The following is a 23785-nucleotide window of genomic DNA, read 5'->3' as shown; positions in this document are numbered from 1 at the left end:
AGCGAGCCGCTCCATGTCCGAGACCTCCAGCGCCGCAACGGTCGCCGTCCCCCCGCTGGGCACGGCCGCCGCCGAACGGAAAGCCACCGCCTCCCGGGTCGCCGTCGCGAGCCTCGTCGGCACCGTCATCGAGTACTACGACTTCGCCGTGTACGGCACGGCCGCCGCCCTCGTCCTCGGCCCGGCCTTCTTCCCCTCCGGCAACCCCACCGTGTCCACCCTGGCCGCCTTCCTCACCGTCGCCGCCGCGTTCGTGGCCCGCCCGGTCGGCGTCGTCGTGTTCGGCGCCATCGGCGACCGGCTCGGCCGCAAGCGCGCCCTCTTCCTCTCCCTGCTCCTGATGGGCGTGGCCACCGTCGGCGTCGGACTGCTGCCCACCTACGAGACCGCCGGACTCGCCGCCCCCGTGCTCCTGGTCGCCCTGCGCCTGCTGCAGGGCGTCAGCATGGGCGGCGAGTGGGGCGGCGCGGTGCTGCTGGCCGCCGAACACGCACCCCCCGGACGCCGCGCGCTGTACGCGTCGATCCCGCAGGCCGGCCCGCCGCTCGGCTTCCTGCTGTCCAGCGCCGTGATCCTGCCGACCCTCGCGTTCGCCGGCAAGGACGGCTTCGCCGACTGGGCCTGGCGCATCCCGTTCCTGCTGAGCACCGCCCTGATCGGCGTCGGGCTGTGGGTCCGCTCCCGGATCGCCGAGTCCCCCGTCTTCGAGGAGCGGCCCAGGGGCGACACCGCCGAGTCCCGCTTCCCGCTCGGCGACCTGGTCAAGGCGTACCCCGGCAGACTGCTGCTCGGCATGGGCGCGGCGGTCGGCGGTGCCTCGGTCTACTATCTGGCGACCGTCTACAGCCTCTCCTACGGTCCGACCGTCCTCGGCATTCCGCAGCGCACGATGCTGACCATCACCAGCATCGCCGCCGCCGTCGACGTGGCCGTCACCGTCCCGTTGGCGATCCTGGCCGACCGGATCGGCAGACGCCCGGTGATGCTGTCCGGTGCGGTGGGGTGCGTCCTGTGGGCCCTGCCCATGTTCGGCTCCCTGCAGACCCGTGACCCCGTACTGATCACCGGGGCCTTCATCGTCGGGCTGGTGCTGTTCAGCATGATGTTCGCGCCCATGGCCGCGTTCCTGCCCGAGCTGTTCCCGGCCCGGATGCGCTACACCGGGGCCTCGGCGACCTTCATCCTCGCCCTCACCCTCGGCGGCGGCTTCGCCCCGCTGGTCGCCACCTGGCTGACCTCGCACTGGCAGTCGCCGCTCGTCCTCGGCGTCTACTGCGGCCTGCTGTGCCTGGTCAGCCTGGGCTGCCTCCTGGCCCTGCCCGAGACGCGCGACAAGGACTTCAGCGTCTGACACCCCTCAGCCGGCGCCCCGCCCCGGCGAACTCTCCATCCGATGATGGCAGGAGACCTGATGCGTACCAGGACACCGACCGCTCACTTCGTCCCAGACGGCCCCTCTCTCGCCCCGATCCTGCTGGACCGGAGCGAGAACCCCTGGGGCGCCAGCCCCAAGGCGGTCGAAGCGGCACGCGCCGAGCTGCTGCGCGTTCACCGCTACCCCGACCCGCGGCACACCGCGCTCATCGACGCCCTCGCCGCCCACCACCGCGTCACCACCGACCGGGTCGCCGTCGGCAACGGGGTGGACGAGATCATCATGATGCTCGCCATCGGGATGCGCGACACCGGCCGCGCGGTGGTCAACGAGGCCACCTACCAGGGGTACCGCAAGAGCCTGGAGGCAGTCGGCCTGCGGGTCGCGTACATCCCCCTCGACCACCACCGGGTGGCGCCCGAGGCACTGATGGAGGAGATGGACAAGGGCCCGGCTCTCGTCTTCGTCTGCAATCCGCACAACCCCACCGGGTCCCTCCTGGACGCCGACGACGTGCGGAGCCTGTGCGAGACGGCTCGCGCGACCGGCTCGCACATCGTCTTCGACGAGGCGTACGCGGAGTTCGCCGACGTCTCCTTCACCTCGGCGCTGCCGTGGGCGCGGGAGGGCAATGCCGTCAGTGTGCTGCGGACCTTCTCCAAGGCGTACGGCCTCGCCTCCTTGCGCGTGGGCGCGCTGATCGGCGGCCCCGGCGTCGTCTCCCGCATAGAGACCGTGCAGGACGCCATGCCGTTCCATGTGAACCGGCTGGCGCAGGCGGCGGCCTGCGCGGCTCTGCAGGACCAGGCGTTCCTGGAGCAGACGAGGATCTACACCGCCACGGCGCGCACGGCGCTGTGCAGCTGCCTGGACCGGCTCGGCATCACGTACCTGCCCTCCCAGACCAACTTCGTCACCGTGCATCTGCCGGGGCACGCGCCCGAGGTCACCAGGCGGCTGCTCGCCGACCACATCCACGTGCGGGACGCCACGGACCTGGGCATGCCCGGCTGGATGCGGATCTCCGTCGGGACCCCCGCCGACGTCCTCACCCTCGTAGGGGCCCTCGAAACCGCCCTCGCCCTCGCCGGAAGGGTCCCCTAGCCACGAGCGGGTGCCGGTGCGCACAGAGGCCGCCGGCCCGGGCGGACATCGCACGGGCCGGCGGCCTCCGCGTACCCACAACGCGGCCGGCCCGCCGGGAGGGCGGGCCGTACGGGTTCCCCCACTGCTTATCGCTGCTTCTCGCTACTTCTTGCGGGCCAGGTTCAGGCCGTCGCCGATCGGGATCAGCACCTGCTCCACCCGGTCGTCCTCGCGGACCCGGGCGTTGTACGCGCGGATCCCCTGCACGTTGGTGGCGTTCTCCTCGGGGTCGACGACCTGCCCGTGGTGGAGTGTGTTGTCACCGAGGATCAGCCCGCCGGGACGGATCCGCGGCACCAGCTCCTCCCAGTAGTCGACGTAGTCCTCCTTCTCGGCGTCGACGAAGGCGAGGTCGAACTGCGGCTCCGCCGGCAGCGCGCGCAGCGTGTCCAGCGCCGGTCCGAGCCTGAGCGTGATCGTGTCGTCCAGCCCGGCACGCTTCCAGTACCGCTGGGCGACCGAGGTCCACTCCTCGCTGATGTCGCACGCCAGCAGCGTGCCGCCGGGCCGCAGACCGCGGGCCAGGCAGATGGCCGAGTAGCCGGTGAAGGTGCCGATCTCCACCACCTGCCCCGCCCCCGCGATCCGGGCGAGGAGCGTCATGAACGCCCCCTGTTCGGGGCCGATCTGCATGTAGTTGTCGTCGGGGAAGAGCTTCTCGGTCTCGGCCGCGAGGTCGAGCAGGACCTCGTCGGGCGGGGTGCTGTTCGCCGCCACGTACTCCTGCAGCTTCGGGATGAGGGCTTCCGTTGTCCGCGTCATGCGTTTCAGCCTCATCGATTCCCCGGCCGGTGGACATCACGTGTGCCGTCCTGCGGCACGGAGAGATGACGCGCGAAGGCCCCGGACCATCTCCTGACTGTCACTTCGAGAGAAGAGGCAGGCATGTCCGCGACACACCGTGCCGAACTGATCCGCCCGCTGCCCGAACTGCTGCGCGCACACGCGGCGTCGAGGGGCACCAAGGTCGCGTACTCCGACGCGCGACGGGCCGTGACCTACACGGAGCTGGAACGGCGTACGGCCCGGCTCGGCGGCCACCTGGCCGCCCTCGGCCTGCCCCGGGGCGCGCGGGTGGTGCTCCTGCTGGGCAACCAGGTGGAGATGGTGGAGAGCTACCTCGGCGTCCACCGCGCCGGCTGCGTCGGTGTGCCGGTCAACCCGCACTCCTCGGACGCGGAGCTGCGGCACCTGCTCGCCGACAGCGACGCCCGGGCGGTGATCACCGACACCGCCCACGCCGACCAGGTGCGCGCGGTCCTGCCGGCCGGACCACGGCACCTCGTCGTGGTCGGCGGCGCCCCGGACGCGGTGTCGTACGAGGATCTCGTCACCCACGAGCCGGCCGTCCCGGCGCGCGACGACCTCGGTCTGGACGAACCGGCCTACCTGCTCTACACCTCGGGCACGACGGGCCGCCCCAAGGGCGTGCTGGTCGCGCTGCGCGCCGTGCTGTGGAACGCCGCCACCTGCTACGCCCCGATCATCGGGCTGTCCGAGACGGACACCCTGCTGTGGCCGCTGCCGCTGTTCCACGCCTTCGGCTACAACCTGTGTGTGATGGCGGTGACGGCGGTCGGCGCCACGGCGCATCTGGTCCCGGGTTTCTCTCCGGCCGAGGTGCTCCACGAACTGCGCTCCCGGCCCTACACCTTCCTCGTCGGCGTGCCGACGGTCTACCACAACCTGGTCCGGGCCGCCGCCGCGGAAGACCTCACCCTGCCCGCGCTTCGCGTGTGCTTCGTCGCGGGCGCGGTCACCTCGGCCGCGTTCGCCGAGTCGTTCGAGACCGCCTTCGGTATCCCGCTCACCGACAACTACGGGTGCAGCGAGATGAGCGGGCCGGTCGCCACCATGCGGCCCGGCGGTGAGCGGGTGCCCGGCTCCTGCGGTCTGCCGCTGCCCGGACTGGACCTGCGCCTGGTGGACCCGGCCACCGGCGACGACGTACCGACCGGCGAGGTCGGCGAGATCTGGGTCAGCGGCCCGAACGTGATGCTGGGCTACCACAACCAGCCGGAGGCCACCGCCGAGGCGCTCCGCGACGGCTGGTACCGCACCGGAGACCTCGCCCGCCGCAACGACGCCGGCTACCTCTGGATCACCGGCCGACGCAACGACGTGATCATCCGGGGCGGGGAGAACGTGCATCCCAGCGAGATCGAGGCCGTCCTCGCCCGGGTGCCCGGGGTGCGCGACGCCGCCGTCACGGGACGGGCGCACGAGGAGCTGGGCCAGGTCCCGGTGGCCGTGGTGGTGCCCGGCCCCGATGGCCCGGACGGGCTCGACTGCGCGGAGCTGTTCGCCCGCTGCCGCCGCGAACTCGCCTACTTCAAGGTCCCGGTGGAGGTCCGCGCCGTGGCCGCGCTGCCGAGGACGGCCACGGGCAAGGTCGCGCGCGAGCCGCTGGCCGAGCTGCCCGGCCGACTGCTCGCGGTCGCCGGCTCCCACGACGGCCTGCACCTCATGGGGGCCGACGGCGAGCCGGAGCCCCTCCCGGCCACCGAACTGCCCGCGGTCAGCGGGCTCGCGGGCCGCGACGTGGCCCTGGCGGGGGACACCGGGGAACTCGCGGACCTGATCGCCCAGCACCTCGTGGCCGGCCACGGGGTCCGCCGTGCGGGGCCGACCGTCACCGAGTTCGGCGCCACGGTCACCGTCACCGGCCGGACCGTGACGATCGCCGTCGACCGGTCCGCCCCCACCACCCTGGTGCTCGCGGAGGATCTGGCCGGCCACCGGATCCGCGACGCCGTGGACGTCGCGCTGAGCCGGCCGGGCAGCACACTGGTCGCGACCGCGCGGTCCGCGCCGGCCACCGTGACGGACCGGCTGCCGCCCAGGGCGGACCTGTCCGGGCTCACCGGGGCCGACCTCGGCAGGGCGCTCGTGGACCTGGTGTCGGGCCAGGTCACCGAGGTCCTGGGGGAGACCGCAGGGGTCGAACCGGGCCGGGCCCTGCGCGAGTACGGGCTCACCTCGGCCGACGCGGTCCGGCTGCGGGACCGCATCGCCGCCGCCGTCGGACTGCGCCTGCCCACGACCCTCGTGTTCGACCACCCCTCCGTGCGCGCGATCGCCGGACACCTGCGCGGCGAGCTGACCGGTTCCCCCACGCCACGGGCCACGACCGACGCGCCGACCGGCGCCGCCGACGACGATCCCGTGGTGCTCGTCGGTATCGGCTGCCGCTATCCCGGCGGGGTCGGTTCCGCCGACGAGCTGTGGCGGCTGGTGGCCGACGGCACCGACGCCACCTCCGGTTTCCCCGACGACCGGGGCTGGAACCTCGACCGGCTGTTCGACCCCGACACCGAACGCAGCGGCACCTCGCGCACCTGGCGGGGCGGATTCCTCCGGGACATGGCCGACTTCGACCCCGAGTTCTTCGGGATCTCGCCGCGCGAGGCACTGGCCATGGACCCGCAGCACCGGCTGCTCCTGGAGACCTCCTGGGAAGCCCTGGAGCACGCCGGTATCGACCCGCTGTCCCTGCGCGAGGCGCGGGTCGGGGTGTACGCGGGCCTGATGAACCAGGACTACATCACCGACCCGGACCGGGTGCCCCCCGAACTGGAGGGCTACGTCGGCACGGCCACGGCCGGCAGCGTCGCCGCCGGGCGGGTCGCCTATGTGCTGGGGCTGCGCGGTCCGGCGATCATCGTCGACACCGGCTGCTCCTCGTCCCTGGTGGCCATCGACCTCGCGGTGCGGTCGATCCGCCGGGGCGAGTGCGAACTCGCGCTGGCCGGTGGGGTGACCGTGATGGCGACGCCGCAGCGGTTCGTGGAGTTCAGCAGGCAGCGCGCGCTGGCCGACGACGGCCGGTGCAAGGCGTTCGCCGCGACGGCGGACGGCACCGGCTGGGGCGAGGGCGTCGGAGTGGTGGTGCTGGAACGGCTGTCCAGTGCCCGCCGCGCCGGGCACCCGGTGCTGGCCGTGATCCGGGGTTCCGCCGTGAACCAGGACGGCGCTTCCAACGGCCTGACGGCGCCCAGCGGCGCGGCACAGCGACAGGTGATCCGGCTCGCCCTGCGGGAGGCCGGTCTGACACCGTCCGAGGTGGACGCGGTCGAGGCACACGGCACCGGCACCCGGCTCGGCGACCCGATCGAGGCCGGCGCGCTGCTGGCCACGTACGGGCAGGACCGCGACACCCCGCTCTGGCTGGGCTCGCTGAAGTCCAACATCGGGCACACCCAGGCGGCGGCCGGGGTCGGCGGCGTGATCAAGATGGTGCAGGCCATGCGGCACCGCACGCTGCCGAAGACCCTGCACGTGGACGAGCCGTCGCCGCACGTCGACTGGGCGGCGGGCGACGTCCGGCTGCTCACCGAGAACATGCCGTGGCCCGAACGGGACCGGCCGCCGCGCGCGGCCGTCTCCTCCTTCGGGATCAGCGGCACCAACGCGCACCTGATCCTGGAGGCACCACCCGAGGAGCCCGCCCCCGCACCGGCGCCCACCGCCGAGCCGTCCGCCGTCGCGTGGACCTTGTCCGGCCGCACCCCCGAGCGGCTGCGGGAGTGGGCGGCCCGCCTGCTCCCGGTGGCCGGTGACGTCGCACCGGCGCACCTCGCGCACGCGCTCACGGTGTCCCGCAGCCGCTTCACCCACCGAGCCGTCGTGGTCGGCGGCGACCGCGAGGAGCTGCTTGCCGGGATGCGGGCCCTCGCCGAGGGGCGGACGGCGCCCAACCTCGTCTCCGGAGCGTCGGGCACGGACGGGAAGGACGGGAAGGTGGCGTTCGTCTTCCCGGGACACGGCTCCCAGTGGGCGGGCATGGCGGCCGGGCTGATGGGGGAACGGGCGTTCGCCGAATCCCTCCAGGCCTGTGAGCGGGCGCTGAAACCCCACGTCGACTGGTCGCTCACCGAGGTGCTGGCCGGGGGCGCCGACCGGCTGGAGCGGATCGACGTCCTGCAGCCCGTGCTGTTCGCGACGACGGTGTCCCTGGCCGCCCTGTGGCGTTCCCGTGGCGTCGAACCGGACGTGGTGATCGGCCACTCCCTGGGCGAGGTGGCTGCCGCGCACGTCGCGGGTGCCCTGTCGCTGGAGGAGGCCGCCCGCGTCGTCGCCGTGCGCGGCCAGGTCATCGCCAAGCTGGGCGTCGGCGCCGGCACCGGCATGGTGTCGGTGACCGCGTCCCGCGCACAGGTCGACTGGCTGCTGGAGCGCTGGCCGGACCGCCTCTGGATCGCCGCCCTCAACGGCCCGTCCACCATCGCGGTCGCCGGTGACGACCTGGCGGTCAACGGACTGCTCGCCGAGTGCGCGCTCGACGGCGTGCACGCCCGCCGCATCCGCATCGGCTACGCCTCGCACTGCCCGAGGGTGGATGCCCTGCGCGACGAACTGCTGGACAGACTGGGGGAGGTGCGCACCACCGGTCCCTCGGTGCCGATGTACTCCACCGTGGACCTGGCACCGGTCGGCGCGGCCACGCTCTCCGCCGCGTACTGGTACCGCAACCTCCGCCAGCCCGTGCTGTTCCAGCCGGCCGTCGAGCATCTCCTCGGCCAGGGCGTCCGGGCCTTCGTGGAGTCCAGCGCGCACCCGGTGCTGACGCCCGCGATCGAGCAGACGCTGGAGGAGAGCGGCACCACCGGGACCGTCACCGGAACCCTGCGCCGAGACGACGGCGGCCCCGCACGGTTCCTGATGTCCGCCGCGCGGCTGTACACGCGAGGGATGGACGACGTACGCCTCACCACCACCACCGGCGGCCGGCCGGTGCCCCTGCCGACCACACCGTTCCAGCGGCGGCGGTTCTGGCTCACCACCACCGGCTCGCCGAGGGCGGGCACCGGTCACCCGCTGATCGGCCCCCCGGTCGAATCCGCGCGCAGCGGCGAGTTCGTGGCCGCCGGCCGGGTCTCGCCGGCCGAGCAGCCGTGGCTGGCCGACCACGCCGTGAACGGCACCTGCGTCCTGCCCGGCACCGCCCTCCTGGACCTCGCGCTGCGCGCCGCGCACCACGCAGGCGGCACCGGAATCGGCGAGCTGGTCATCGAGGCGCCCCTGGCGCTGTCCCGGCAGGGCACGGCGGAACTCCAGGTCGTGGCGGACCCGGACCGCCGTACGGTCGAGGTGTTCAGCAGGCCGGACCGCCCCGGCAGCCAGTGGCGACGGCACGCGCAGGGCACGTTCGACGACACCCGCGACGAGCCCTTCGCCGGGGAACTGCCCCCGGCCGACGCCGAGGAGATCGACTTCGCCTACGCGTCACTGGCCGAGCGCGGCTACGAGTACGGTCCGGCGTTCCGGGCCGTACGCAGGCTGTGGCGGCGCGGCCGGGAACTGTTCGCGGAGCTGCGGCTGCCCGAGGAGGCACCCGGAGGATTCACCGGCCCCGGACTGCACCCCGTGCTCGCAGACGCAGCCCTGCACGCCCTGGCCCTGACCGAACCGCTGCCGGACGGCCATGTCGCGCTGCCGTTCGTCTGGCACGACGTGTGGGCCGGCGACCGGCACAGCACCCACGCGTACGCCCACCTGACACCCGCCGGCCGGGACGAGTTCACGGTGTCCGTCGTCACCGCCGACCGCGAACCGCTCTTCCGGGCCACCCTCGGAACCCGTACGGTCGCCCTGCACGAGCTGGCGGCCACGATGCCGACGGACTCGGTGTACCGGACCCGGTGGACCGACCTCACCGGCCCGGCGGGCGCACCCGCACCGAAATGGGCGCTGCTGGGCACCGACCGCCTCGGGGTGACCGCCGACCCGGTCGATCCCGCCGATGCCGAGGCGGTCCTCTGCACCCCGGCACCCGACGACGTCCGCGCGGCGACGCTGGACACCCTCGCCCACATCCAGCACTGGCTGGCGGCCGACCGCCCGGCCGACGTCCCGCTCGTCGTGCTGACCCGCGGCGACGACCTCGCCCACGCGGCGGCGGGGGGCCTGGTGCGGTCGGCGCAGTCCGAGCACCCCGGACGCTTCCTGCTGGTGGAGACGGACGAGGACCCACGCTCCACGGCCCGGCTGGCCGACGCGGTGGCCGCCGGACGGCCGCACGTGCGGATCAGCGCGGGACGCCTCCAGGCGCCGGAACTTGCGCTGGCCGCGCCGGCCGGGAACACCCGGCCGGACCTCGCCGGCGGCACCGTGCTCATCACCGGCGGCACCGGCACGCTCGGGTCGCTGCTGGCACGGCACCTGGTGACCGAGTACGGCGTCCGCAGCCTCCTGCTCACCGCTCGCGGCGGGGCAAAGGACACCGACCCGCTCGTCACGGAGCTGCGAGAGCTGGGCGCCGAGGTCACCGTCGCAGCCTGCGACGTCGCCGACCGGGACGCCCTCGCCGCCGCCCTCGGCCTGGTGCCCGCCCGGTATCCGCTGATCGCGGTCGTGCACGCGGCCGGGGTGCTCGCGGACGGGGTGGTGACCGGGATGACCGCCGACCAGATGGAGCGGGTCCTGCGCCCCAAGGCCGACGGTGTGCTGAACCTGCACGAGCTGACCATGGACACCGAACTGGCCGCCTTCGTGCTGTTCTCCTCGGTGGCCGGACTGCTGGGCAGCCCGGGACAGGGCAACTACGCGGCGGCCAACGCGTTCCTGGACGCGTTCGCCGAACACCGCAGGGCCCAGGGTCTGCCGGCCCAGTCCCAGGTGTGGAGCGGATGGGAGGAGACGTCCGCCATGACGCGGACGCTGCGCACCCGCGACCGGGGGGATGCCACCCTGCCCCTGCCCACCCCGTTCGCGCTGGCCCTGTTCGACGAGGCGCTGCGGCGGGACGACCCGGTACTCACCCTCGCCAGGTTCGACACCGCCAAGCTGCGCACCCGCGGAGCCCCCGCGCTGCTGCGCGCTCTGGCGCCCGCCGGACCGGCGGCCCCCACCACCCCCACCGTCCCGCTGCGCGACCTGGCCCCGGCCGAACGGGCCGAACGCCTGCTGGCCGAGGTACGAGCGCTCGCCGCCGAGCTGCTCGGCCACCGGGACGCCGAGGCGCTGCCCCCGGACCGGAGCCTGCACGACTCCGGACTGGACTCGCTGACCGCGGTGGAACTGCGCAACAGGCTGAGCGCCCTGACCGGACTGCGACTGCCCCCCACACTCGTACTCGACCTCCCCGCCCCCCAGGCCCTGGCCGACCACCTCCACCGGGCGCTGGCGACCCTGGCGGAAGCGAACGAATGATGCGGGCGTACGGCTAAGCCGCCGACGGGGGATCACCGACCCGGCCCCTGTCACCAGCGCCTGGTCGGCGCAATCACAGCGGAGCCCTGGAAAACTCACTTGATCGTGGTGGAGGTTGTGATGTCTCAAGACACGACGGACCTGGCCGGGCTGCGGGTCCTGGTGACAGGCGCGGCCGGAGGGCTCGGGCGGGCCATCGCCGAGGCCGTCCACACGGCGGGAGGGCACCTGATGCTGACCACGCGCGATACCGACTCGCTCCCCAGGGCCGCCGCCGGTCTCGACCGAGGCCCCGAAGTCGTCACGGCTGCCGCAGACGTCACCAATGACGCCGAACTGGACAAGGCCGTCGAGCTGGCCACCGCCCGGCTCGGCGGGATCGACGTGTTGGTCAACAACGCCGGTGTGCCCGGGCCGGTCGGACCGGCCTGGGAGAGCGACCCGGCCGAGTGGTGGCACGCGATGGAGGTCAACTTGGGTGGCACGCTGGCAGCCTGCCGGGCGGTGCTGCCCGGCATGATCGAGCGCGGCGCGGGGAGGATCGTCACCATCTCCAGCAATGCGGGGCACACCCGCTGGCCGTACGTCAGCGCCTACTCGGTGTCCAAAGCGGCGGTGAACAAGCTGACCGAGAACATGGCCATCGAACTGCTGCCACACGGGATCACCGTGCTCAGCTACCACCCGGGGATCGTGGACGTCGGCCTCGGATCGGTCGCGGACGCACCACGGGACAGCGACAACCCGTGGCAGCGCCGAGTTGCTTCCTGGCTCGACACACAGCGCGCGGCCGGCCGGTACACCCCCGTCGCCGAGGCGATCGCCAACCTGCTTCCGCTGATCCGGGGCGAGGCCGACGCGCTCACCGGCCGCTACCTGACCTACGAGGACGACATAGCGGGGCTCGTGGCGGGGCTGGGGAGGCCGATTTAGGGATGCCGGGAATCAACACGTTCTTTTGTTCTTGATCTCGCCTAGGGGCTGTTCGGGGTTCGGATCTCTTTGTCTCGTTGGGTGCTGCTAGGACTCGGGTGTGGCGCGTCTTGATGTGACGGATGCCGAGTGGGCCCTGATCGAGCCGCTTTTGCCGGTGGCGGCCACGGGGCCGTTGCCCCGGCGGGTGCGGGACCAGTTCAACGGGGTGATCTGGCGGTTTCGTACCGGGTAGGGCTGGCGTGATGTCCCTGAGCGGTACGGTCCCTGGTCCACGGTGTACTCCCGGTTCAGCAGTTGGGCCGGGGTCGGCGTGTGCCAGGGGCTGACGGACGCGTTGATCGTGGAGGCGGCCGGGCGTGGGCCGGTCGGCCTGGATTTGGTGAGCGTGGACTCCACGGTGGTGCGCGCGCACCAGGACGCTTCAGGGCTGGCCGTCGCCGGGGAGACCCTGGACGCCCTGGAGCAGGCGCTGACGGAGGAAAAAGGGGGGTTCCGCTGGCGTACCAGCCGCCGGTGTGGCGGGTGGTGCAGCACACGCTGAGGCGGACGCGGCCGGTGCACACCGGGCGGGTGCGGATCGTGCCGCGAAGCGGCGGCGTCGCAGGGCCCGTGCGAAGGCTGCCGGACTCGGCAGGTCCCGGTGCGGCCTGAGCAGCAAGGTCCATGCCGCGGTCGACTCGGCCGGGCTGCCGCTAGCTTTCGTCCTGACGCCCGGTCAGGCAGCGGACTGCCCGCAGTTCAAAGCCGTGCTGGACAAGATCAGGGTCCCGGGGCCGGTCGGCCGCCCGCGCACCCGCCCGGACGCGGTCGCCGCCGACACGACCTACTCCTCCAGGGGCAACCGCTCGTACCTACGCAGGCGTGGCATCAAGGCCGTCATCCCGGAGAAGAGGGACGATGCCGCCAACCGCAAGAGGAAGGGCAGTAAGGGCGGCCGGCCCGTCAGTCACGACACCGACCTCTACAAGGAGAGAAACACCGTCGAACGCTGCTTTCAGAAGGTCAAAACCTGGCGCGGGGTGGCCACATGATCCGAACCCCGAACAGCTCCAGTGCTGTGACCGCGTAGGTTCGCCGGATCACTGAACTGCGAGCAGTAGCCTCATCGGATGATTGACCGCGAATTTTTCGACCGGACCGGACGGCGCGTCACCCTACGGGAGGTGGGCGACGAGAACTGGCGCGCGGTCGCCGACATCGTGCCTCTCGACGGGCAGCGAAGTCATGTCCCCGCCATGGCGGCCCGCTACCTCTTGTTGTCGATGCGTGAGGACAACTGGAACTCGCTGGCGGTCTACGCCGACGACGTGGTCGTCGGACACGTCATGTGGGGTCTGGACGATGACGGCTCGCACTGGATCGGGGGAATGCTGATCGACGGCGCCGAGCAGGGCAAGGGCATCGGCCGCGCCCTTCTGCTGACCATGACGGGCTGGTTGGCGGCGCAGGAGGGCTGCTGGACGATCCGGCTGTCCTATCAGCCGGACAACGCCGTTGCCGGACGGCTCTACACATCGCTGGGTTTCGTACCGACGGGAGCAGTTGACGGTGATGAGGTCATCGCCGAGTTGGCACCCAGCCGGGTCGGTATTCGCTGAGAAGTAACGGGGGCGGATCACCAGGCCCGGTCATGCTGCGGCCGGGTGGGGTTGTCCGCCCCGGCGGATGCCTTTCGCTGCGGATACGAGCACGCTCGCGGCGTTGGGCTGCCAGGCATCGGGGTGGCGGGCGTTGGCGTTGCGCGAACGCAGGCAGGCGTGCAGGGCACGGGTCTGGACGGGGTGGTTCGGATGGCGGGAGTAGTCCAGGGGAACTGCCGCAGCGGTCCGAAGTGGGCCTCGATCGGGTTGGCCCGGGAGGCGTTGGTCGGGGTGAAGCACAGTTACACCTTGTTTTTCTTCGCCCAGGCGCGGATCTTGGTGCCCTTGTGCGCGGAGAGGTTGTCCATGATCGCGTAGATCGGGGCGCCGTCCGGGCGCGCGGCGCGGATCGACTTCAGCGCGGTCAGGGAGTTCACGGCTTCCTTGCGTCGGCGGTTGACGCCCCACAGCGTGTCGTCGCCGACTGGGTAGCAGCCGTGGAAGCAGGTCACCACGTGGGTGCGGTGGTAGGTCGCCGGAACCCGGTCAGGACAGCCCCGTTCGTCCCAGTAGGACCCACCGATGGAGCGGATGCCCAGCGGGCCGAACTCGCCGAACGCGGAGCTTCAGCGGCTGGACGAAGATGTTCACCGACCCCCGGCTCTCTGCGCGGCCATCGTGGCCCGGCTCACCTTCGGCAGCAACATCATCGAAACCGAAACCGATTCCTACCGCCTCGCCCAGACCCGCGCCCAACAGGGCACGGTCAGCTGACAGTTCAACTCCGCAGACCGCTGACGAGCAGGAACGGCGGCAGCCCGGCCCGCAGCGGATGCTCGCCGACCACCCGCGCGTCCGGAGCCGGCTCCGCGACACTTTCGATCACGAACCCGTGCTCAACCAGGCTGGTCACATAGGTGGAGAGCATGCGGTGCTGGTTGCCCGCCCGACGGGCGCCGACGGGATTGACCGAGCGCCAGAATCCCTCGGCGAAGTAGTTCCCCACCACACGGCCCGGCGGCTCGTCCGCGCCAAGGCTCCACCGCGCATGCGGCGCCTCGAAACACGGGTGCGGAATGGTGAAGACCAGACGTCCCCCGGGCACCAGTACCCGCCGCACGGCACGGATCGCGGCTGCGAGGTCGGGCACGTTGTTCAAGGACAGTCCAGCGGTCACCCACTCCACACTGCCCGCCGCGACAGTGGCCGGCGAGGCCCCGTCGTCCACGGCATAGAGAGCGCCACTCGGGCTGGCCTGCTCGGCGGTCTGGGCATGGCCGATCATGCGAGGAGACGGGTCGATACCGACGACGGACCCGCCGCGAAGGGCCAGGGCGCGTGTGATCAGCCCTTCCCCGCACCCGAGATCCAGGATGCGCTGACCATCAAGGTCAGCAGGAAGCCCGTCGAGCAGGACATCGCGGGCGAATTCGTGCATCGCAGAGCCGGTGCGTACCCGCTCGACATACCAATCAGCGATCGTGTCCCAGGTTTCAGTCATCAAGACCTTCACGCTACTGACCAACCACCCGCCGAACCAACGGAATTGAAGAAGATCCACCGACCGACTCCGGGCGGGGCCAAAACACTCGGTCAGATCATGCTCTGGTGATCGCCAAACGGGGCCATCCCAAGCGGGGCGGATTCCAGGCACCGGCCCACGACCGAGTTCGGTGCTATCTCCAGGGAGGACTCTCAAGATCCCGACAGTTTCAGGTGTCAGCGGTCACGCTTTTCCCCACGATCTACATGATCAGCCTTACGTAATTCCCCACCCGCACGGTCACGCTTCCCCATGGGGATGGCGGTTGCGAATGGATGGCCAACGGCAGGGGAAGGCCGAACCCCGTCTCTTCCTGCCGTTCACCCGGACGACAGGTCGATCGGCGGCCATGGGTAGCCCAGTTGCTCGGCATCATGCGAACCTCCCCAGACCTCGGCGGTGGCACGGGGATCGCCTGCGGTCAGCCGCGCTTCAAGGCGTTCGGCTTGGACCGATGGGGCGTCCGCGGAGATCGGGAGGGTCATCCCGAACTGCAGCCAGGGCAGTTCTACATCGGCCCGGTTGCGGGGATGCCACAGGACGACGTGGATGCGATCGGGTTCCTTGCGGGAGGCCCAGACACCTTCCAACTCGCAGTCCCACCTGACGAGCCAGTCCCCGCGTCCTCTCAGCCCCGCCTCAAGTAGCCGCGCAACCGCTCCTGCCGGCCACTCCCAACTGCGGTCCTCGCCGGCTCGCAGGACCTCGGCCTCGTACTGACCTGCGGTGAACCGAAGCTCCGGCAGGTCGAAGTCCTGATTGGCCGGGTCGCGCCAGCCCGCCCAGACAATATGATCCTCGTTACGCGTGATCGTCATGTACAGCGCGCCACAGCACTCCTCCACGCCGCACCCGGACCAGGCGAGACGAACCTCGTGGGGTGTCGCCGTGGCATGCAACGGCCCGTCCTGGCCAAGCAGATGCCTGGGGCCCACTCCCAGGTACCGGGAGCCTCCCACGCCGCCGGGGATCACCTCGGCCAGAAGATCCCGGCCATTGACGATCGGGCGGACCTCCACGCTGCCCTCGTCGGGTGGAGGGCACGCGATGCTCAGACTGAGAAGGTCCGGTCTCGTGGTCATCGGCCAATGATCGCGGAGCCGGCTCGCACCTGTCCTGTGAATTCGCGTGGCCTCCGCTCAGGGCGGTAGGCCGGGCCGCCTTCAGGCACGCCTGCCCCGCCCTCCCTCCGGAACGACGGGAGGGCAGCCTGGGGATTACGTGACCGTCCACATCAGGCATTCAAGAGATGTGCGACAGCCCTTCCGGTACCTCGCCGGGGCCGCTGTCGGCGCATTCGGCGGTGCCGAGCGTGTTGGCGATGCTACAGGCGGTCTTCAAGATGGCGTTGAGGTCGTCTATGGTCTCGTCCGTCTGCACCGTCTGCACCGTCTGCACCGTCTGCACCGTCTGCACCGTCTGCTGGTCCTGCTCCTGTGCGGTCCGCGCGGCCTGCGCGTCTTCAGCCCAGCCGTTTTGCAGTAGGGAGCTGCACAGGCTCTGCCCGTATATCTGGGCGTTGGCGTCGCGGACCACCACGACGACGCCGCTCTTCTGCATGGCGCACACCGCGGGCACGAGTCCCTGCACGGTGACGGCCTGCGTCGTCCAGAAGTCACCGCTCTGGGACAGAGACGAGGCCAGACTGCGGCACTCACACCGTCCCGCAGCTGGTGGAGTGGACGCTCAAGGAGTCCGGGCTCGGTGCGCCGCGCCTGCACAAGAACGGCAAGGACAGCGACCCGCTGATCGTGCTCACCGCCACGGCCGCCGTGAAGCTCGCGCTCCCCGAGCGCCTCGAGCGACACGAGCAGCGCCGCTCGCTGCGCCTGCCCGAGGACCACCCGGTCGTCAAGCATGTGGCGAAGGCGAAGTGGGGGCTCACGCAGCGCGGGTTCGGCCCGTGGGCGCGGATCTACCGCAAGGCGCAGGGCAACCAGCGCCAGTGCGTGCAACTCGCGATCCTGTTCTGGGACGCGCTCGATCCCCGGTCGTGTCCCGGTGTCGCGGAGATGGAGCCGGCCGACGTCGCCCGAGTCCTGGGGGTGTACGCCCAGCGGGTCATCACTCCGCGCGGGTCGACGGCCGTCTCCGGGCTGGAGCTGATGACCGCGCTGCGCCCGCCCACGCGCGGTGCGCGACGACGCGACCGGGAACTGGGTGCCCGGCCACAACCCGGGTTCGCTCGGGAAGGAGCCGATGGACCCGGCGCCGCCGGAGGCCACCCCCGAGCACCCCGTGGTCGTGCACTCCGGCTGGACGGGCGGATTCCTCAATGAGGAGGCGTACCAGTGGGTGCGGCCGGTGAACCTGCTGACCGATGAGGAGTGCCAGCTGCCGTACGCGGTCGGCCTGGACCTCAACACGGCGTTCCTCGCCGCTGCCGCCCGCCTGGTCGTCGGCCTGTCGCAGCCCGACCACTTCCACGCCCCGGCCTTCAACCCGAAGATCCCCGGCTCCTGGCTGGTCGACCTCGCCCACATCGAGCTGGACCCGCGCCTGCCCTCGCCGTTCACGCCGACCGGCGAGCGCCCGACGGGCCCGGCCTGGTTCCAGACGCACACCGTCGCCTACGCCCAGGAGCTCGGCTACAACGTCGCTCCGATCGAGGCGTACCTGCGCCGCGAGACCGGCGCGTACCTGGACCGGTGGCACGACCGGCTCAAGAACGCGTACGTTGACACCCTCGCCGACCTCGGCGTCACCAAGGACCTGGACGACCGGGCCTTCCTCGCGGCGATGGAGCGGCACAAGGACGTCGACCCCGCGCTGGCGGCCGTCCTCGCGGCCATCAAGGGCACCGTCAAGGGGGCATCGGCAAGCTGCGCGAGCGTCACCAGGGCAAGAACTACCAGGACGGGGACCGGTGGCGGGCCCTGGAGCGCCCGACCTGGCGTCCCGACATCCGCGCCGCCGTCATCAGCAAGGTCCGGGTGAACATGCACCGCAAACTCAACAACATGGCCAAGATGACCGGCCTGTACCCGCTCGCCGTGCTCTCCGACTGCGTCGTCTACCCGAGCCCGGCCCCTCGCCGCTGGACTTCCTGCCGTACGCGGCCTCCGGCAAGCCCCAGCCCGGCGGCTTCCGCCTCGGGCCCACGCCGGGCCTGGCCAAGCTGGAGGGCATCCAGGAGCTGCCGTGGGCGGTCGACCTGATGGAGAAGGGCTACAACCCGGCCCGGCACATCAAGGGCGGCGACGCCGTCCTGGACGAAGGCGAGTAGACCATGGTGCGACGTATCCGGCCGACGAACGCGGACGCCGACGACGCGGCGATCAGCGACGCTGTCGAGCGCGCCAGCCAGGGGAAGTTCACCCGCGAGCCGCCCCGCACACTCCAGGGGCGTATCAACTTCCTGCTCAAGCAGCTCAAGACGACCAAGGGCGTGGCACAGGGGCTCGGCGTCACCCAGCGTTCCGTGGAGCGCTACCGCAAGGGCGAGCGCAAGCACCCGCCGAAGGCGATCACGGACCGGATCGACGCCGGATCACCGTGGAGACCCGGGCTCGGTTCGGCTACGACGCCCCCGGCGGAACCACCGACGACGGCCGCTTCCGCCGCCTCACCGTCCGTCTCCCGGCCTCCTGCGCCAGGCGGCTGTTCGACGCCCATCAGGGGACGTAGCACCGAGTCACCGAACGAGGCGATCGCCGAAGGCCTCCAGGAGCACTACTTCAAAGACAACGGCCACCGCGCCGACCACCTCGAAGTGGAATTCACGGATATCGGCTACATCGATTTCGAATACTGAGGGCACAGTGGCGAGTATCGATTACCCGTTTCCTGTGACTGAGCGCTTCATCTGGCGAGCGAGTGCGTGACCAGGCGGCTTGACAAGTGATTGAGCCGACTCTTTTCAGGACGCATTGGCAGGGCGTCGGCCGGAATCCTGCTGGCGTGTGCGGTCGACCATGTCCACCACGATAAGCGGCGCCTTGGGGCTCGCGATCCAGCCCTCCTCGCTGGAGCTGCCCTTGGAGAGATATTTCGCGGCAATGTAGACGACGACCAGCGCGTTCCGGAAGCTGAAGCCTTCGGCCACCCCCGTGTTCGTGGTGAACTCCGGGAGCTGGCCGCCATGTCCTACCTGGGATCGGCTGCTTGCGCTGCTCGGCGCTGCGACGCTGGCGTCGGCCGTCCTTCCTCCCGCGCTTCCCTTGCGTGCCATGGTGTTGGCGGTGCCCACGCTGGTGCCGCGCCAGAGGTAGACCCCGTCGTCAGATCCCTCCGCCACCATGCTTGCCACGGTCGCGTAGTCCGTGGGAGGAGTCAGATTCCCGATCAACGTGTCAAAGTTGTCGTCATCCGAGTCGTAGTTGTCGCTGTCCGGGTCACGCTCTGTTTTTGAGGTCTCGTAGCGGGCCCGTTGTACGGATGTCTCCGGGCCGGCCGACGCGGTCGTCTCCTCCGACTTCACGCGCTGCACGGCGGGGGTGGGCTGCGACATGACCCGTGAGGCGTTGGCCTCGGCCTCCCTCTCGAAGCGGTCGCCCGGGTCGCTGACCTTGAGGCCGTCGCTCCCGACAGTTCCGTCGACCGTGCCCGAGCGCTGCTGGATCACATGCGTGAGTTCATGGGCCAGCGTGTGATCGTCACTGCCATCCTTGCCCATGACGACATGGTTGCCCGAGGTCCAGGCCCGGGCGCCGAGGTCGGTGGCCGAACGCTGGGCCACAGCATCGGTGTGCACCCTGACATCTGAGAAGTCGGCCCCCAGCCGGGCTTCCATCTCGGTACGTTTGGCGGATTCGAGCGGTCGGCCGGCCGACCGCAGGACCTCGTCGGCGGTGGAACGCTGTACCGGCTGGTGCCCACAGGCCTCGCCGTGCTGATGCTCTTCCTCGGCTCGCTGGGCAGCAAGCAACTGCACCACGGCGGCATTGCCGACGCTGCGCTGCAAGGCCATCAGGGCGGCGGGAGACCGCACCCCTGACAAAGAAGCGTCCGCCGCTGCCGTCCGGGATGGCACCGGTTTCAGTGACGTCCGTGCCAGAGGCTGAGGGGACGTGCGGGCCTTGTCGTCGTAGCGCATCGGTGAGGACCTCTCCCTGGACTACCGGGAACTCCACCATGCCTAGCCGCAGAGGGAAACCGCCTGGCGCGGATCTTGCACCACGGTGCAACAGGTTTGCCTCTATGGGCAGCGACCGTTGGACATGTGCCTGCTCAACTCGCCAACTGAAGTGCTCAGTCACATTTCCCGACCCGAAGAACGACGCCGAACGCGCGGCGAACCTCGACGGCGAGGACGTGCGCATCGCGTCCGTCGGCCAACTGTCCGCCATCTTCTTCGCGAACCGCGCGCTCAGGCACCTGTCCGTGCTGGACATTGTCTGGCTCGGCTGACACGCGAAGCTCTCAACCCCCGCGCAATGCCTCGACGGCCTGCTCGGCAGCCATGACAGCATCGGCAAGCGCGCTGGTGGCCCGACCTTGCTGCGCGGCACGCTTGAGCAGTACCGCCAGGCTCCAGCTCAAGGGCACCTCGTCGGGCGTGGATGCCTTGCAGTAGATCTCCATCGCCTCAGCGACATCGGGGACGGCCGTGGCGATGTACGCGTCCATGCAGCCACTCACGACGCCAAACGGCTGCTTCAGGGCGTAGGGGCCCCGGTCGGCTACGCGCTCAACGCGCACTTGGAGATCTTGCAGGTGCGCGAGATCGCCTCGGCCTGCCGCGCTTTCCAGCCGGGACAGCCTCCGCATCTCAAGGTCGGCGTCTTCGAGAAGCCGGCGATTGGCGGCAAGGTCCTCCCGCTGCCGGTCTTGGTGACGGTGTTGATCGTCACGCCGGTGATCACCGTGTCGGTGCTCGTCTTCGCGTTGGTGGTCCTCGCGACGGTACGTACGAGTGAGCCACCAGCCGATGCAGGCAACTGCGATCACCGCGATGGCGCCGACGACGGGCACCCATGCTGGTGTGCCGCTGCTGTTCTGTGCGGCATTCCCCATGCTGAGGCGGACCAGACCCGAGTGATATCCGGAGTGGCTATTCGGGCCGGTATCGACCCATAGCTGGATGCCGCGTGCGATGTTCACGTCCCCTCCCAGGGATACTCAGCTCAGTGGTGCGTGAGGTGCTACTGGGGAAGACGTCGAACAGCTCAGAAGTTCACCATCCGCTGGTCAGGGGGACGGCACGAAAGAAGCGGTCCTCGCCGGTTAGACGAGGACCGCCTCGGTCACCGATACCGCTCCCAAGAGAGCGATTCGGGAAGTCAGACCCCGACTCCAGGGTCAGACTAGATCGAACGCGCATGGACTTACCGGTTTACGACCCCGGTAACCCTCAACGCTATTGATCTCAACCTTTCGAAAACTTTTCCTGTCTTTCCGCAATGTCATTGCGGATATTTTTTTCGTTGGTTTCTCTTTAGGCGACCTCCTAGCTATTGGCGCCACCGCCTAGGCTGAGGGGCGTAGCGAACGCCACCTTCAATCTCCGTGAGCTTGCCTTCTCCCGGGCCCATCGGGGGTTGTGCCCGTCCACTCCGTCACAATCATCTGAGCGAGCCTGTCACCCGCATCAGCCGCTCGGATCCACCACTCACGTGCCTCCTCATTCCCCTGGCTGAGGAGTTCCGTGAGTTCGGCGATCCTGCGCAGCACTCGTGGCTGTGTGTGAAGAATGGGTGTGTTAACGAGTTCTTGCAGCTCCAGGTTGAAGAACTCGTCGTGACCGGGGCAACGGTCACTGTCACTGCGCCTTCCGCCTCTCTCCGGGCCAGCCTGTGGCGGGCGGCCGACCCGGACAGAGGAATCCCCAGCGCAGCCCTCACTGGTTGCAGTGATCCCTAGCCTGTCCCGCATCTGCTGGATGAAGGCTTCGGAATCAATCTGGAGGGCCTCCCTGTTGAGGGATTCGGCGGCCAGGCGCAGACGCTCTTCAGCGTCAAGCATCCTGGACCTCCTTCTCATTCGTCGTCGCCGATGATCTCGCGCAGGAGCGCCAGTGCGTCGACGTGATATCTGCTGGCAGTTGTCCACTTAAGTCCTGCCACTCGGCAGGCCGCGTTCAGGGACAGTTGCTCAACATAGAGCAGATGAATCAGGGTCTGCTGTACTGGGTCCAGTGTGGCCACAGCAGCCCACAGATCGCGCGCCGTGTCACGGAAGATGGCTTCTTCCGATGTTTCCGACGATCCCGGGATCTGGCCACCCCTCTCGTCGTCCCATGGAATTTCGGATACAGGGGTTTTATTCTTACCCGTCAAGCGGCTCGTTTTCTTCCGGTGAAGATCGGTTGCCGCATTCTGGATAATCCTGTACGCCCATCCCTTAAGGGGTGCGCCTTCCTGATTCCTCTTGCTCGGCCATCCCTTCCACATTTTAGCTAGGGATTCCTGAAGTAGATCTTCTGCGAGATGTCGATTTCCGCAAACCCGGAAAGCAACGGCGTAGAGGTTGGTCAGGTTCCCCTGAACAAACTCGACAAACTCCCGCTCGGCTTCGTCCGTGTTCATAGGACTTCACCGATCTTCAGGACACGCGTCGGCTGAAAAGCAGCTGACGCGGCGGCCGAACCCTCCGCGACACGGTCGCCGATGACCGTGCGCACCTTCGGCTGTTCCCCGCTGTCCCGCCATCGTGCGCTGCGGTCGGCAGAGTCTGGCCCTTCCATACTCTTGTTCGGCGAGCAAGCCTGGAGCAATGCCCACCCCTCGGTCGGGGTCCTGGCAAGGAGGACCGGTGAAACCCGGCCCACCGGACGTGAGTCCGGGCTTGTTGCTCAATGGGATAGACGCAACGCGCGGCAGAGTTCACCACCACGGGAGCGCCTGAAGATAGCCAATCCCGAGAGAGAGCGGCACTGAGCTGCGCAGATGAATCAGAAAAAATCTTCAAGCTGTCGGTCACATGGCACTCCAGGCAGGTAGCAGCCGCCGCGGTGTACGGGTATCAACGAGGGATCACGGCATGTCCGTCCCCACCGCCCCGCACCGCGCGTACGGTGGCGATACGACCAGCCAGGAGGACTCGATGAGCGCGCAGCCCGAGGAAGCCCTCGCCCCGCCGGCCCCGGCCGCCGCCGCCCAGCTGCTCCGGGAGCTGCGTGCCGACCACCGCGCCGACACGTGGGTGTCGGCGTTCGAGCAGGACTGGGCGCGCGCCCTGGACGACGCTCGGCACAGCTTCAGCCTCGCCCCGGTCCACACCGTCATCGGAACCTGGCGGGCCCGCCTCGCCTCTGCCCCGGTCGTCGACGCATTCCTCGCCGGCGGCTGCGACGACTCCGACGGCGTCGACCTAGACCAGGTCCTCGGAGCCCGTACGTGAGCGACGGACAACCGCCCTGGCCCGCCCGCCTGTCGCCCCAAGCCGCAGGCACCGCAGCCGAGTTGCCCGACCACGCCCGCGAGATACCGCGGGACGTCCTGGACATCGCCGGCCGCGACCCGTGGTCCTTCCCGCCCTTCAACCCGCGCGACCCCGAAGGCGAGGACGTCCGCTCCGCCGCGGTCGGACCGCTCACCGCCGTCTACTGGATCAACCGCCCCGGCGGACGCCTGTGTGTCGTGGACATCGTCTGGCTCGGATAAGCCCCCGAACACGACAACGCCCCGTCCCCGGCATGTCCGCTGCCGGGGACGGGGCGTTTCGCCTGCTATCCGCGCCTGCCCAGCAGGTCAGCTGCGGACATGGACGGTCACCTTGACGATCACGCCGCCGGCCGCGACGGTTGCGCCGAACAGGGCCACGGCGGTGATCTGCTCCGTGTGTCCGAGGGCGGCCAGCAAGCAGATGGCGACCATGGCCAGGAGGGCGGTAAGACCGGCGACAACACGCGGGCCCAGCTCGTCGACTGGATCGAGAACCAGGGCGGCAAGGCCTACACCAGCGACCGAGCCGGGCACCGCACGGAGGTCGCCGTGGTGACGCCCGCCCGCGGCGAGAAGTACCTGCGGACTCGCGCCGACTGGGTGTGGACCAACAATCTTCTCGCTCTTCCCCAGCGCTGACCCCACAACGCGGCTGTCCGGCGTGCCGCCCCCGCGGTAGCCCGCCGGGTACCCGCCCCGTCCGGGGCACCTCCGGGCGGACACACGACGC

Annotated in this window: 19 protein-coding genes and 4 pseudogenes; 14 read left to right on the top strand and 9 right to left on the bottom strand. The window is 70.2% G+C overall.

Features of this window, described 5'->3' with window-relative positions; genetic code table 11:
* The first annotated feature begins 13 nt into the window (after window positions 1–13).
* A complete protein-coding gene (locus CW359_RS18630) occupies window positions 14–1351 on the top strand; it encodes an MFS transporter (protein ID WP_105971078.1) in 1338 nt (445 codons plus the stop codon).
* 60 nt (window positions 1352–1411) lie between these two features.
* Window positions 1412–2479 (top strand): pyridoxal phosphate-dependent aminotransferase, encoded by a 1068-nt coding sequence (locus CW359_RS18625; protein ID WP_157968577.1) that lies wholly within the window; start codon window positions 1412–1414, stop codon window positions 2477–2479.
* Between the two features lie 144 nt (window positions 2480–2623).
* Here CW359_RS18625 and CW359_RS18620 read toward each other — a convergent pair whose 3' ends face one another.
* Window positions 2624–3283, bottom strand: a complete 660-nt coding sequence (locus CW359_RS18620; RefSeq protein WP_105971076.1) for an O-methyltransferase — start codon at window positions 3281–3283, stop codon at window positions 2624–2626.
* Between the two features lie 123 nt (window positions 3284–3406).
* On the opposite strand from CW359_RS18620, the gene CW359_RS18615 reads away from it, so the two are divergent.
* From CW359_RS18615 to CW359_RS18590, 5 genes and pseudogenes are all read left to right on the top strand, one after another.
* The gene (locus CW359_RS18615; RefSeq protein WP_105971075.1) at window positions 3407–10672 is read left to right on the top strand and encodes a type I polyketide synthase; all 7266 of its coding nucleotides are present in this window, start codon (window positions 3407–3409) and stop codon (window positions 10670–10672) included.
* 120 nt (window positions 10673–10792) lie between these two features.
* A complete protein-coding gene (locus tag CW359_RS18610; protein ID WP_105971167.1) occupies window positions 10793–11605 on the top strand; it encodes an SDR family oxidoreductase in 813 nt (270 codons plus the stop codon).
* 100 nt (window positions 11606–11705) lie between these two features.
* A pseudogene (locus CW359_RS47355) lies at window positions 11706–12149 on the top strand (transposase).
* A complete protein-coding gene (locus CW359_RS18595; RefSeq protein ID WP_105971072.1) occupies window positions 12124–12639 on the top strand; it encodes an IS5 family transposase in 516 nt (171 codons plus the stop codon). Before CW359_RS47355 ends, CW359_RS18595 begins: the two are co-directional and overlap by 26 nt.
* Window positions 12640–12717: 78 nt before the next feature.
* Complete coding sequence (locus tag CW359_RS18590) at window positions 12718–13206, top strand: GNAT family N-acetyltransferase (protein ID WP_105971071.1); 489 nt, start codon at window positions 12718–12720, stop codon at window positions 13204–13206.
* A gap of 284 nt (window positions 13207–13490) precedes the next feature.
* On the opposite strand, the gene CW359_RS47805 is transcribed toward CW359_RS18590, so the two are convergent.
* The gene (locus CW359_RS47805) at window positions 13491–13703 is read right to left on the bottom strand and encodes a hypothetical protein (RefSeq protein WP_456300555.1); all 213 of its coding nucleotides are present in this window, start codon (window positions 13701–13703) and stop codon (window positions 13491–13493) included.
* Window positions 13704–13810: 107 nt separating this feature from the next.
* Between CW359_RS47805 and CW359_RS18580 the strand changes: the two are divergent.
* Window positions 13811–13962 (top strand): annotated as a pseudogene (locus CW359_RS18580) (ATP-binding protein); the annotation flags it as partial.
* A gap of 4 nt (window positions 13963–13966) precedes the next feature.
* On the opposite strand, the gene CW359_RS18575 reads toward CW359_RS18580, so the two are convergent.
* The 3 genes from CW359_RS18575 to CW359_RS18565 form a co-directional block, all read right to left on the bottom strand.
* Window positions 13967–14749 (bottom strand): class I SAM-dependent methyltransferase, encoded by a 783-nt coding sequence (locus tag CW359_RS18575; RefSeq protein ID WP_105971070.1) that lies wholly within the window; start codon window positions 14747–14749, stop codon window positions 13967–13969.
* 302 nt (window positions 14750–15051) lie between these two features.
* Complete coding sequence (locus tag CW359_RS18570) at window positions 15052–15813, bottom strand: hypothetical protein (protein ID WP_105971069.1); 762 nt, start codon at window positions 15811–15813, stop codon at window positions 15052–15054.
* Window positions 15814–15973: 160 nt separating this feature from the next.
* Window positions 15974–16291: a hypothetical protein gene (locus tag CW359_RS18565; protein WP_157968576.1), complete on the bottom strand. Its 318-nt coding sequence runs from the start codon at window positions 16289–16291 to the stop codon at window positions 15974–15976.
* 83 nt (window positions 16292–16374) lie between these two features.
* Between CW359_RS18565 and tap the strand changes: the two are divergent.
* Both tap and tpg read left to right on the top strand, forming a co-directional pair.
* Window positions 16375–17957, top strand: a pseudogene (tap, locus tag CW359_RS18560) (telomere-associated protein Tap); the annotation flags it as partial.
* Window positions 17958–17960: 3 nt separating this feature from the next.
* Window positions 17961–18485 (top strand): annotated as a pseudogene (tpg, locus tag CW359_RS18555) (telomere-protecting terminal protein Tpg).
* A gap of 105 nt (window positions 18486–18590) precedes the next feature.
* Here the strand turns inward: tpg and CW359_RS47350 are convergent.
* The gene (locus CW359_RS47350) at window positions 18591–19766 is read right to left on the bottom strand and encodes an eCIS core domain-containing protein (RefSeq protein WP_105971067.1); all 1176 of its coding nucleotides are present in this window, start codon (window positions 19764–19766) and stop codon (window positions 18591–18593) included.
* A gap of 104 nt (window positions 19767–19870) precedes the next feature.
* Here CW359_RS47350 and CW359_RS18545 point away from each other — a divergent pair, with 104 nt between their 5' ends.
* Window positions 19871–20080 (top strand): hypothetical protein, encoded by a 210-nt coding sequence (locus tag CW359_RS18545; protein WP_105971066.1) that lies wholly within the window; start codon window positions 19871–19873, stop codon window positions 20078–20080.
* A 12-nt stretch (window positions 20081–20092) separates the two neighbouring features.
* Here the strand turns inward: CW359_RS18545 and CW359_RS18540 are convergent, their stop codons facing one another.
* The 3 genes from CW359_RS18540 to CW359_RS18530 all read right to left on the bottom strand — a co-directional run bounded on the left by CW359_RS18540 (window position 20093) and on the right by CW359_RS18530 (window position 22197).
* Window positions 20093–20773 carry a sulfite exporter TauE/SafE family protein gene (locus CW359_RS18540; protein ID WP_157968575.1) on the bottom strand — a complete coding sequence of 227 codons (681 nt, stop codon included), beginning with the start codon at window positions 20771–20773 and terminating at the stop codon, window positions 20093–20095.
* A gap of 396 nt (window positions 20774–21169) precedes the next feature.
* On the bottom strand, window positions 21170–21634 hold the full coding sequence (locus CW359_RS18535; protein ID WP_105971064.1) for a hypothetical protein: 465 nt from the start codon (window positions 21632–21634) through the stop codon (window positions 21170–21172).
* 14 nt (window positions 21635–21648) lie between these two features.
* Entirely contained in the window at window positions 21649–22197 is a 549-nt protein-coding gene (locus tag CW359_RS18530; protein WP_105971063.1) for an RNA polymerase sigma factor, read from the bottom strand.
* Window positions 22198–22651: 454 nt separating this feature from the next.
* Here CW359_RS18530 and CW359_RS18525 point away from each other — a divergent pair, with 454 nt between their 5' ends.
* The 3 genes from CW359_RS18525 (at window position 22652) to CW359_RS18515 (ending at window position 23694) form a co-directional block, all read left to right on the top strand.
* On the top strand, window positions 22652–23011 hold the full coding sequence (locus CW359_RS18525; protein WP_232838451.1) for a DUF6247 family protein: 360 nt from the start codon (window positions 22652–22654) through the stop codon (window positions 23009–23011).
* Window positions 23008–23274 (top strand): hypothetical protein, encoded by a 267-nt coding sequence (locus tag CW359_RS18520; RefSeq protein ID WP_232838450.1) that lies wholly within the window; start codon window positions 23008–23010, stop codon window positions 23272–23274. Before CW359_RS18525 ends, CW359_RS18520 begins: the two co-directional genes overlap by 4 nt.
* Window positions 23275–23373: 99 nt before the next feature.
* Window positions 23374–23694: a DUF3892 domain-containing protein gene (locus CW359_RS18515; RefSeq protein ID WP_105971062.1), complete on the top strand. Its 321-nt coding sequence runs from the start codon at window positions 23374–23376 to the stop codon at window positions 23692–23694.
* Window positions 23695–23785 lie beyond the last annotated feature (91 nt).

This window comes from Streptomyces geranii, assembly GCF_002954775.1.
Lineage (GTDB): Bacteria > Actinomycetota > Actinomycetes > Streptomycetales > Streptomycetaceae > Streptomyces > Streptomyces geranii.
The sequence above is the reverse complement of the archived record's forward strand: the minus strand, read 5'-3'. Positions and strand labels throughout refer to the sequence as shown.

Coding starts and splice junctions, on each gene's coding strand:
- CW359_RS18615 (WP_105971075.1), top strand. CDS start 3,407: ATGTCCGCGACACACCGTGCCGAACTGATCCGCCCGCTGCCCGAACTG.
- CW359_RS18620 (WP_105971076.1), bottom strand. CDS start 3,283: ATGACGCGGACAACGGAAGCCCTCATCCCGAAGCTGCAGGAGTACGTG.
- CW359_RS18590 (WP_105971071.1), top strand. CDS start 12,718: ATGATTGACCGCGAATTTTTCGACCGGACCGGACGGCGCGTCACCCTA.
- CW359_RS18525 (WP_232838451.1), top strand. CDS start 22,652: ATGTCCGTCCCCACCGCCCCGCACCGCGCGTACGGTGGCGATACGACC.
- CW359_RS18530 (WP_105971063.1), bottom strand. CDS start 22,197: ATGAACACGGACGAAGCCGAGCGGGAGTTTGTCGAGTTTGTTCAGGGG.
- CW359_RS18630 (WP_105971078.1), top strand. CDS start 14: ATGTCCGAGACCTCCAGCGCCGCAACGGTCGCCGTCCCCCCGCTGGGC.
- CW359_RS18545 (WP_105971066.1), top strand. CDS start 19,871: ATGGGCAGCGACCGTTGGACATGTGCCTGCTCAACTCGCCAACTGAAG.
- CW359_RS18610 (WP_105971167.1), top strand. CDS start 10,793: ATGTCTCAAGACACGACGGACCTGGCCGGGCTGCGGGTCCTGGTGACA.
- CW359_RS18565 (WP_157968576.1), bottom strand. CDS start 16,291: ATGCAGAAGAGCGGCGTCGTCGTGGTGGTCCGCGACGCCAACGCCCAG.
- CW359_RS47350 (WP_105971067.1), bottom strand. CDS start 19,766: ATGCGCTACGACGACAAGGCCCGCACGTCCCCTCAGCCTCTGGCACGG.
- CW359_RS18570 (WP_105971069.1), bottom strand. CDS start 15,813: ATGACCACGAGACCGGACCTTCTCAGTCTGAGCATCGCGTGCCCTCCA.
- CW359_RS18535 (WP_105971064.1), bottom strand. CDS start 21,634: ATGCTTGACGCTGAAGAGCGTCTGCGCCTGGCCGCCGAATCCCTCAAC.
- CW359_RS18515 (WP_105971062.1), top strand. CDS start 23,374: ATGGACGGTCACCTTGACGATCACGCCGCCGGCCGCGACGGTTGCGCC.
- CW359_RS18625 (WP_157968577.1), top strand. CDS start 1,412: ATGCGTACCAGGACACCGACCGCTCACTTCGTCCCAGACGGCCCCTCT.